Origin of the sequence: Bradyrhizobium sp. (assembly GCF_049586575.1) — a bacterium.
Classification (GTDB): Bacteria; Pseudomonadota; Alphaproteobacteria; order Rhizobiales; family Xanthobacteraceae; genus Bradyrhizobium.
Window position 1 is genome coordinate 1 of sequence record NZ_JBAVCF010000716.1, and the last position, 8,294, is coordinate 8,294.

7 protein-coding genes and 1 tRNA gene are annotated in these 8,294 nt (G+C 59.7%); 4 read left to right on the forward strand and 4 right to left on the reverse strand.

What is annotated here, in order from left to right; translation table 11 throughout:
• A partial coding sequence (locus WB528_RS26110; protein ID WP_423892152.1) for an NtaA/DmoA family FMN-dependent monooxygenase occupies positions 1 to 732 on the reverse strand: 732 nt, incomplete at its 3' end.
• 174 nt (positions 733 to 906) lie between these two features.
• Between WB528_RS26110 and WB528_RS26115 the strand changes: the two genes are divergently transcribed.
• Both WB528_RS26115 and WB528_RS26120 read left to right on the forward strand, forming a co-directional pair.
• Positions 907 to 1,566: an ABC transporter permease gene (locus tag WB528_RS26115; RefSeq protein ID WP_423892153.1), complete on the forward strand. Its 660-nt coding sequence runs from the start codon at positions 907 to 909 to the stop codon at positions 1,564 to 1,566.
• Positions 1,563 to 2,390: a substrate-binding domain-containing protein gene (locus tag WB528_RS26120; RefSeq protein ID WP_423892155.1), complete on the forward strand. Its 828-nt coding sequence runs from the start codon at positions 1,563 to 1,565 to the stop codon at positions 2,388 to 2,390. The genes WB528_RS26115 and WB528_RS26120 overlap by 4 nt, the downstream gene beginning before the upstream one ends.
• Positions 2,391 to 2,596: 206 nt before the next feature.
• On the opposite strand, the gene WB528_RS26125 is transcribed toward WB528_RS26120, so the two are convergent.
• The 3 genes from WB528_RS26125 to WB528_RS26135 all read right to left on the reverse strand — a co-directional run bounded on the left by WB528_RS26125 (position 2,597) and on the right by WB528_RS26135 (position 6,869).
• Positions 2,597 to 2,686 (reverse strand) — tRNA-Ser (locus tag WB528_RS26125).
• A 268-nt stretch (positions 2,687 to 2,954) separates the two neighbouring features.
• On the reverse strand, positions 2,955 to 5,417 hold the full coding sequence (locus WB528_RS26130; protein ID WP_423892157.1) for a TonB-dependent receptor: 2,463 nt from the start codon (positions 5,415 to 5,417) through the stop codon (positions 2,955 to 2,957).
• A gap of 93 nt (positions 5,418 to 5,510) precedes the next feature.
• Positions 5,511 to 6,869, reverse strand: a complete 1,359-nt coding sequence (locus WB528_RS26135) for a histidine kinase (protein ID WP_423892159.1) — start codon at positions 6,867 to 6,869, stop codon at positions 5,511 to 5,513.
• Between the two features lie 177 nt (positions 6,870 to 7,046).
• On the opposite strand from WB528_RS26135, the gene WB528_RS26140 reads away from it, so the two are divergent.
• Together WB528_RS26140 and WB528_RS26145 are read left to right on the forward strand one after the other, a co-directional pair.
• Complete coding sequence (locus WB528_RS26140; RefSeq protein WP_423892161.1) at positions 7,047 to 7,667, forward strand: response regulator; 621 nt, start codon at positions 7,047 to 7,049, stop codon at positions 7,665 to 7,667.
• 34 nt (positions 7,668 to 7,701) lie between these two features.
• Positions 7,702 to 8,294: alpha/beta hydrolase-fold protein (locus tag WB528_RS26145; protein WP_423892163.1), on the forward strand; the 593-nt coding region annotated here is incomplete at its 3' end.

Consider the following 8,294-nt stretch of genomic DNA (forward strand, 5'->3'; position numbering starts at 1 on the left):
CACGAAGATCAATTCGCCCCATCGCGCGGCGAATTGCTTGCCCCGGCCGCTTTGTCCGGCCTGGATGATGACGGGATGTCCCTGCGGCGAACGCGGCACCGTGAAAGGCCCGCGCGATTTGAAGAAGTTGCCTTGATGGTCGAGGCGGTGCACCTTCGCCGGATCGGCGAACAGACCGCTCTCGCGATCGAAGCAGATGGCATCCTCTTCCCAGCTATTCCAGTGCCCGAGCACGACCTCCATAAATTCGTCGGCGCGGTCATACCGCAGATCGTGGCCGAGATGTTTTGATGCGCCGAAATTGGCGGCTTCCGAATCGTTCAGCGAGGTGACGACGTTCCAGGCGGCGCGGCCGTTCAGCAGAAGATCGACCGTTGCAAACACCCGCGCAACGTGGAACGGCTCATAATACGTCGTCGAGTAGGTGACGCCGATGCCAAGGCGGCTGGTCGCAAGCCCCATTGTGAGAGCGACCGCGACGGGATCGAGCTTGGCCGCGCGAATGCCATGGCGGATCGTTTCCCTGAAATCATCGCCATAGCGGTCCGGTATCGCAAGCCGGTCGTCAAAGAACGCGAGCTGGAATTTTCCTCGCTCCAGCGTGCGCCCGATGTCCTCGTAATATTCGCGTGAGAACCAGTTCGGTTTCGACGAAGGGTGACGCCAGGAGGCCGGATAGTTCGAACAGTTCTGGGCTTGGAGAAAGCCTATCAGTTTCATCTGCCGAGTCATGGCATCGCTCCCCTCGTCCGGCCTGATGACAGGATTTCTAGCTCGGATCCCGGCCTCGCGCCGTAGCTTTCGCGCATGGCATCCCGGCCTGGCGCAGGTGGCGGGCACGGAAGGTAGTTGCCCGGCTGTGTTGCGGAGCCTACGTTGCTCCCTTACTGTTGGGATGGTTGCTGGTTGCGCGATTTCCTGGAGATTGTTGGACTTTCGATCAGCGTTAGCTTGGCGGCGACGGTCGCTGCGGCAGCCGTTAGCCTGCCGATTGGGGCGGCTCTTGCGATTTTTCCGTTTACCGGGCAGCGATTGACCATCGTCTTGATCAACGCATTTTTCGGGTTGCCGCCAGTCGTTGTCGGACTGGTACTGTATCTGGCCCTGTCCCGATCAGGGCCTCTCGGATTCCTCGAACTACTCTTCACGCCCGCGGCTATGGTGATCGCGCAGACGATCCTTGCCGTACCCATCATCACCGCGCTCGTGCATCGTGCCAGCGAGAGGGCTTGGGCGCGCTACGGCGATGAACTTACTATGGACGGTGCGACACGATTGCAGGCCCTTCCGCAAATCCTGATGACCATCCGTGCTGACGTTGTGACGGCCGTCTTGGCCGGCTTCGGCCGCACTGTTTCGGAGGTCGGCGCGGTGATCCTTGTCGGCGGTAACATTCGCGGATTGACCAGAACGATGACCACGGCCATTGCACTTCAAACGAGTCAGGGAGACCTGTCATTGGCTTTGGCTTTGGGCGCGGTCTTGGTCGGGATCAGCATTTCGGTCAGTGCGACGGTCTTCGCATTGGCAGGACGGGCGCGAACGGCAGGGAGCGACGAGGTATGATCGCGTTTCGATATAGCCTGGTGTTAGTTGGAATCCTCGCTGCGATAAACGCGAGTGCGGCCACTGAGAAATCCATCGTATTGGCCTCGACAACTTCGGTCGAAGCATCCGGATTATTGGCGAACGTTCTCCCACAGTTCACAGCCAAGACGGGCATCACCGTCAACGTGGTAGCGCAGGGAACAGGTAAGGCGCTGGACACGGCGCGGCGAGGTGATGCGGACGTGTTGCTGGTTCACGACCCGGAGGCAGAGCGGGAATTTATAGACGAAGGGTATGGCTTGACGGTTCGGCAGGTCGCCTGGAATGATTTTATTGTCGTTGGGCCGTCGAGCGACCCGGCTCGCGTTCTAGGCAGCAAAGACAGTGTTGCGGCCTTGAAGGCGATAGCATCCGCCCGGGCCGCTTTCGTTTCGCGGGGTGACCGAAGTGGGACGAACGCCGCCGAGTTGCGGCTGTGGCGAGCCGCAGGCCGTACCTCGGAAACCCTGATTTCAGAAGAATGGTATCACGATATCGGCGGTGGAATGGGACAAGCGCTCAATGCAGCAAGCGCGACGAATGCTTACACGCTAACCGACCGAGCGACGTGGCTCAGCTTTAACAACAAGGGATCGCTGATAATCGTCGTCGAGGGAGACGCGCGTCTTATCAACCGCTATGACGTGATTGAATTGAACCCTGGAAAGCACCGGGTGGCGAGGCTCGACGCGGCGAAGGTTTTCGCGGATTGGCTGGTTTCGCCAGAGGGGCAGCAGGCAATTGGCGCATATCAGGTGAACGGGCAACAATTATTCCATCCGTCCGCCGCCTCGCCGAAGTAGCCACTCCCAATTTACAGCCCAACATTTTCGCTTTTCCTCGCACCTTCAGAAGAAGACCAATTGAATGCCTGCGGCGAGAAGGATGTCCGGCAGAATGAGCCGGGTCGCGGTTTGGCTCAGCCACCTCAGGCCGACCGCCGTCCCCACCGCGGCACCTGTGCGTAGAAGGCTGAATGTGGGCTTGGAAGCTGCGGCCCAACGGCTTATGGCGGAAGGGGTGGGATTCGAACCCACGGTACCCTTGCGGGCACGCCGGTTTTCAAGACCGGTGCCTTAAACCACTCGGCCACCCTTCCATGCGTTGAGATCAAACGATCTTTGGATGCTGGCGGAGAACCGCTTGCCATCCAACTTCGCCGCGCCTGTTTATGGCGGCACGCAGCACGCCGTCAACCACGGATGCTGTTTTGTGCCGCTCGCCGATGCTCGACGACGTTTGAAATAACTAATGAAATCAGCTGCTTATGTAGCCGAGTGTATTTGTCTGTTTACTTGGCGCCCTCCATCCGGCCTTGGCGGGCCAAATCAAGCGGCGTGCTCGTATGTGCGCCGCTGCCGTTTGCTTCAAAAAGTCGCCTTCAGGCCGGCATAGAAAGCGCGCGGCCGAGCCGGGCTAAGCGAGCGCGGATCGGTGAATTGGTTCCCGCCATTGGCGAAATTCGGGACCGAGGTCGTGTCGAAGAAGGTGCCGTATGTCGCATAGCGATTGTCGAGGATGTTATCGACGCGAGCATAGACCTGGTACGTCTTGTCGATCTGGTAGGAAGCGTGAACGTTGAAGACGGCATAGCCAGGCAATTGCTGGAACTGATTGGATTGGTCGCCCACGAAATATTGGCTGCTGACATACAGCGCGTCGCCGCCGACCTTGAACGCGTCCGTGACCGAATAGTCGAAGCTGGCCTTGATGCGATGGCGTGGAATCGCCGGGATGATATTGCCTGGCAACACCTGAATGTTGCCAGTGGTGGGGTCGGCGAACGGGCTGTTCGAGCCGAGCTGCAAGGCATCGAGGAAGCGCGCGTCAATGAAGGCGTAACTTGTACGAAACTGCCATGCAGACGATTTGAGGTTGGCTTCCGCCTCGATGCCTTGCCGGCGCGTGTCACCGACGTTCTGGAAATAGCCAAACCCCTGCAGTGACGTTATCGGATCGGGAATCGAGAGAATGTCGTCGGTATTGGTGGCGCGGAAACCACCCAGTTTCCATTCGAGTTTGCCGAAGCTCAAATCCTGGCTTCCCCTGAAGCCGGCCTCATAGGTATGCGATACCACCTGCTTCAGCGGTGGGTCGGAAACCAGGAACGTCGCGATGATGCAAGGCATGGCGGGATTGGCGCAGCCAAGCTCTAGCGGGGTCGGCGCACGGTTGGATTCCGAATAGCTTGCGTAAGCGGTCAGCCCGGATGTGATCTTGTAGGTGCCGCCGATGATCGGATTGAAACGGTCGTAGGTTTCGTTGCCGTTGAGCGCGGTGCCAATCTGGTCCTGCAGGACAATGCGGGCGTCGTTGAAACGACCGCCGGCGGTGATCGAGAAGGCCTTGGTGACATCGAAGGTATCGAGCGCGTAGAGCCCGGTATATTGGTTGGTCGTTCGGAGCGATACCGGTCCGTCCGAGACCGGGCTGCCGGACGTCCCGAGCAAGATGCCGCTGCCGTTCACGACGTAATTGTTGTCGATCGTGCCAATCTCTGCACCGGCTCCGAAATGCGTCACGCTGGCATCGAAGCTGGTGCCGACGACAAAACGATTGTCGTGACCGAACAGTTGATCGGTGTTCGTCGCTTGCAGCGAGAACCCGCCGGTGTTCGTAGAGGTGTATGTTCGATCGATTTCTCCCAGGATTGCATCCGCGGGGAATGGATTGGAAAGCTGCTGCCCGTTAAGACCGAATGCCGGTGTGGTGCCGTCGCCGAAACAAAGAAGGGTCGCGTCGGCCGTACAGGGTTGCGCCCCTGTCGGATTGCCGTCCTGGGTTTGCTGGGTGAACGCCCGGTAGTGGGCGACCCCTTCGATCGTCCACGTTGGCGTCGCCTCGACCTTGGCCGTCAGGTTCAAATAGCCGACCTGGTGCTGGGTGGTCTGCGGTGTGGTGTAGGTCGCGGCCCAGTTTTGCTGCAGCAATTCGACCGGAGTCGTGGTGGCCGCACCGAATTGGTTCTCGGCGGCGCCGATGTTGAGATGGAATTCGTTGCCGTCGTTCCGATAGCCGATGTCGCTGTAGAAACGACGGACATTCGACGTCCCAAAAAAGCGGTAGCCATCGTCGTGGACTGCTTCCAGGGCACCATAGACCGCCCAATCGTCGACCTGTTTGCCCCACTGCAACGAACTCTGGATACGGCCGAATGAACCGCCCATGGTGTCCCACCCGACGCCGTGATAGTTGAAGCCATCCTTCATCTGGACGGTGACGGCGCCGCCGAGTGCGTTGAGGCCAAAGGCTGGATTGTTCGTCACCACGGCGATAGACTTGATCGCTGCGGTCGGTATCAGGTCCCAATTGACAGTGTCGCCAAACGCCTCATTGACGCGAACCCCGTTCTGATAGACCGCCAATCCCTGCGGCGTGCCCGAGACGGGCGATGCGACAAACCCGCGGAACTCGAGGTTGGACTGAAATTCATTTCCGGCGACGTTGCTGATGTTAACCCCGGCCACGTTCTGCTGCAGGGCTTCCATGACGTTGAGAGAATTGGTGCGTTCAATTTCCGGCGTATTCACAAAGTTGATACTGGATGGGACTTTATCGACGGCCAGAGCCGTACTTGGAGTGGCCACCGGCGATGTTGGATAGACCCGAAGCGCTGTCGCGGTCGACCGGGCCGCCGTAGTCGGTCGAGCTTCTGTTCTGCGGCGCCTCGCCGCGGGTTTGGCGCTGGTCGCGGGAGGGGCAACTTCGACGGGCGGCAGCTCCGTGGTGTAGCTTCCATTGTCTCGCGCATTTTGAGCGCAGGCTTGCTCACTTTCAGTAACAACAGTTGCCGCCGCGATCGATGCAATAAGCAGGACCCGAAAACTCATCCGCTTCGTTCCCCCGGTGCAGATGATATTAATGCGCTGTCGCCGCAGCGCATATGCAAAAGGTCCCGAAGTGTTCGGGAAAATTCCCGAATGCTAGAGGACGTGGGTGGGAACCATCGCCTCGATGGTGACACCGCCCTCTCCGGAAGCTACCGTCAGCGTTCCCCCTAATGCCAGGATCCGTTCGCGCATCCCGGTCAAACCGAAACCGAACTTTTCGCCAGGCTTCAAACCGCGACCGTTGTCGCGCACCCGAACGCGGGCGTAGTCGCGATTGCCCGACCCTCCGGGCAGCCGCTCCGCGGGCTCGATGCTGACATTCACGGCCGTCGCTCGGGCATGGCGGAACACATTGGTCAGCGCTTCCTGCACGATCCGATAGATGGTCAGGTCGGCGGTTTCTCCGGTTTCGCCGAGCGCGCGTGAAATCGTCGTCTCGATTTCAACCTCGGGATGGGATTCGTTCCACAGTCGCAGCAAAGCGGCGAGCGCTTCGCGTAAGCCCAATTCGGCGAGTCCGACCGGCCGCAGCCTTTCCAGGATCCTGCGCGTGAATTGCTGGAGATCGTTGATCTGCTCCAGAATCACGCCACTATGTTTGCGCACGCCATCTGCGTCAGGCGTCCCCGTCTGCGCAAGCCGAATCAAGGCGCCGGCGTTAACTCGCAGGGCAAAGAGATATGGTCCAAACTCGTCATGCAGTTCGCGCGCGATCTCCTCACGTTCGCGGTCTTGCAGCGATACGGCGCGCTCGGCGAGCCGCCGCTTTTCCTCAACGGCTTCTCCCAACGTTTCGGCAAGGTGATTCATTTTGGCACAGATCGCGGCAAGTTCGGGCGCCCCTCCGGGCTCGATGTGGACGCTGTACGACCCGGCTTCGATCCCGCTCATCGCCTGCGAGAGCGCTTCCAGCGGCGTCAGCGCGCGGCCGACGACGGTCATGGTGATCAGAAGCAGCGCGAGCGCAACCGCCGAGCCGATTGCAAGCTGCGTCAATATTCCATCCCAGATTTCTGCGATCTCGTCGTTCGGGATCGACGTGATGACAAGCGCGGTGCTCTTGCCACGAATCGAGATGGGCACGTTAACGGACGTTGTTTTGGGGTGCACGAGCGTGACAAACCACTCCGGTACCGATCGCGCATCGTCGTCCTCCTCGCGAACCTCTGCCGGAGTGCCTGCATCGGCTGGCCGCGTGATGCTGACATGACGCAGCCGCTTGAGATCCTGGACGATCTGATCCAGCCGTCCCTCGGGGTCCGGCGCTTCGCTCAATCCCACCACAATGGTTTCAACAAATTCGCGCGCCAGTCGGGTTATGCTTTGATCCTCCGCCTGAACGCGAGGCCCGGCCTCCAGCACCAGCCGCGCTACGTTGATGGCCAAGCCCAGTGTCAGCACCAGCGCCAGCAGCAGGTTGATACGGGAACGCAACGATAGTTTTTGCCACATGAGGATCCCCATCGCGCCGATTTCAGTTCCTCATCGGCGGCGTTGACAGACGGAACACGCGTCTGTCTAATCCGAAGCGTACCGCATTGTCGCCCAAGTTGCATGGCGGATTGAGGTTTTCGGCGCCGGCTGTTCGAGTGATTCGATGCAAAAACGAGACCGATGCGGGGCATGGGCATGCGCGTTTTGATCGCAGATGATCATCCGATCGTTGCGTCCGGCTGCCGGACCGTGCTCGCAGATGAACCTGACATCATTTTCCTTGAAGCCCCTGATGCCGAAAGCGCGGAGCGCATCTTCATTAGCGAACAACCGGACATCTGCCTGATCGATATCAACCTGCCGACGGTATCGGGGTTCGAACTGGCGCGCCGTCTGTTGGCGCAAGACGCGGGCGCGCGCATCATCATGTTCAGCATGAATCACGACCCGGTCTTCGTCGCGCGAGCCATCGAGATTGGGGCCAAGGGCTTTGTGTCCAAAACCGGCGATCCGCAGGATCTGGTCGAAGCGATCCATGAGGTTGAAAAGGGCGGCGTTTATTTGCCGCCCGAGTTGGCGCGAAGCGTGGCCTTTGCCGGCCCCACGATGACCAATAACCCGATGTCCAAGCTGAGCTCACGCGAACTGGAAATCCTGCGGCTACTGAGCGCGGGAAAGAGTCTTTCTGAAATTGCCTGGCTTGTTCATTCGCCCTACAAGACGGTCGCGAATACCTCGTCGATCATCCGCCAAAAACTCGGCGTGCGAACATCGGTCGAACTGGTCCGGCTTGCCATCGAGAATGGCGTAGCCTGAAAACAACATAGCTTCATACGGGAGGCGCGAGCCCATGGCGCTGCAAACTTTGTCGCTGAACAAGTCGTATGGCGGTATCGAGGGCGTGTATCGGCACGCCAGCCAGCAGACCGAGACCGACATGACCTTCTCGGTTTACGTTCCTCCACATCGCGAAGGCACGAAACTGGCAACGGTCTGGTATTTGTCGGGGCTGACCTGCACCCATGCCAACGTGACCGAGAAAGGAGAATTTCGCGGCGCGTGCGCCGAACATGGACTGATCTTTATAGCTCCCGACACCAGCCCGCGAGGCGAAGGCGTGCCGGGCGATCCCGCGAATTCGTATGATTTTGGTTTGGGTGCCGGCTTCTACGTCGACGCGACGGAAGCGCCCTTCTCGCGGAATTACCGCATGTGGAGCTATGTAACCGAGGAGTTGCCGAAGCTCGTCGCGGAACATTTTCCCGCCGATACCGGCCGGCAATCCATCATGGGGCACTCCATGGGCGGTCACGGGGCGCTGACGGCCGCCTTGCGTCATCCCGGCCGCTATCGTGCGGCAAGCGCGTTTGCTCCAATTGTCGCTCCGTCGCGCGTGCCTTGGGGTATCAAGGCGCTCGGCGGCTATCTCGGCAACGACAAGGC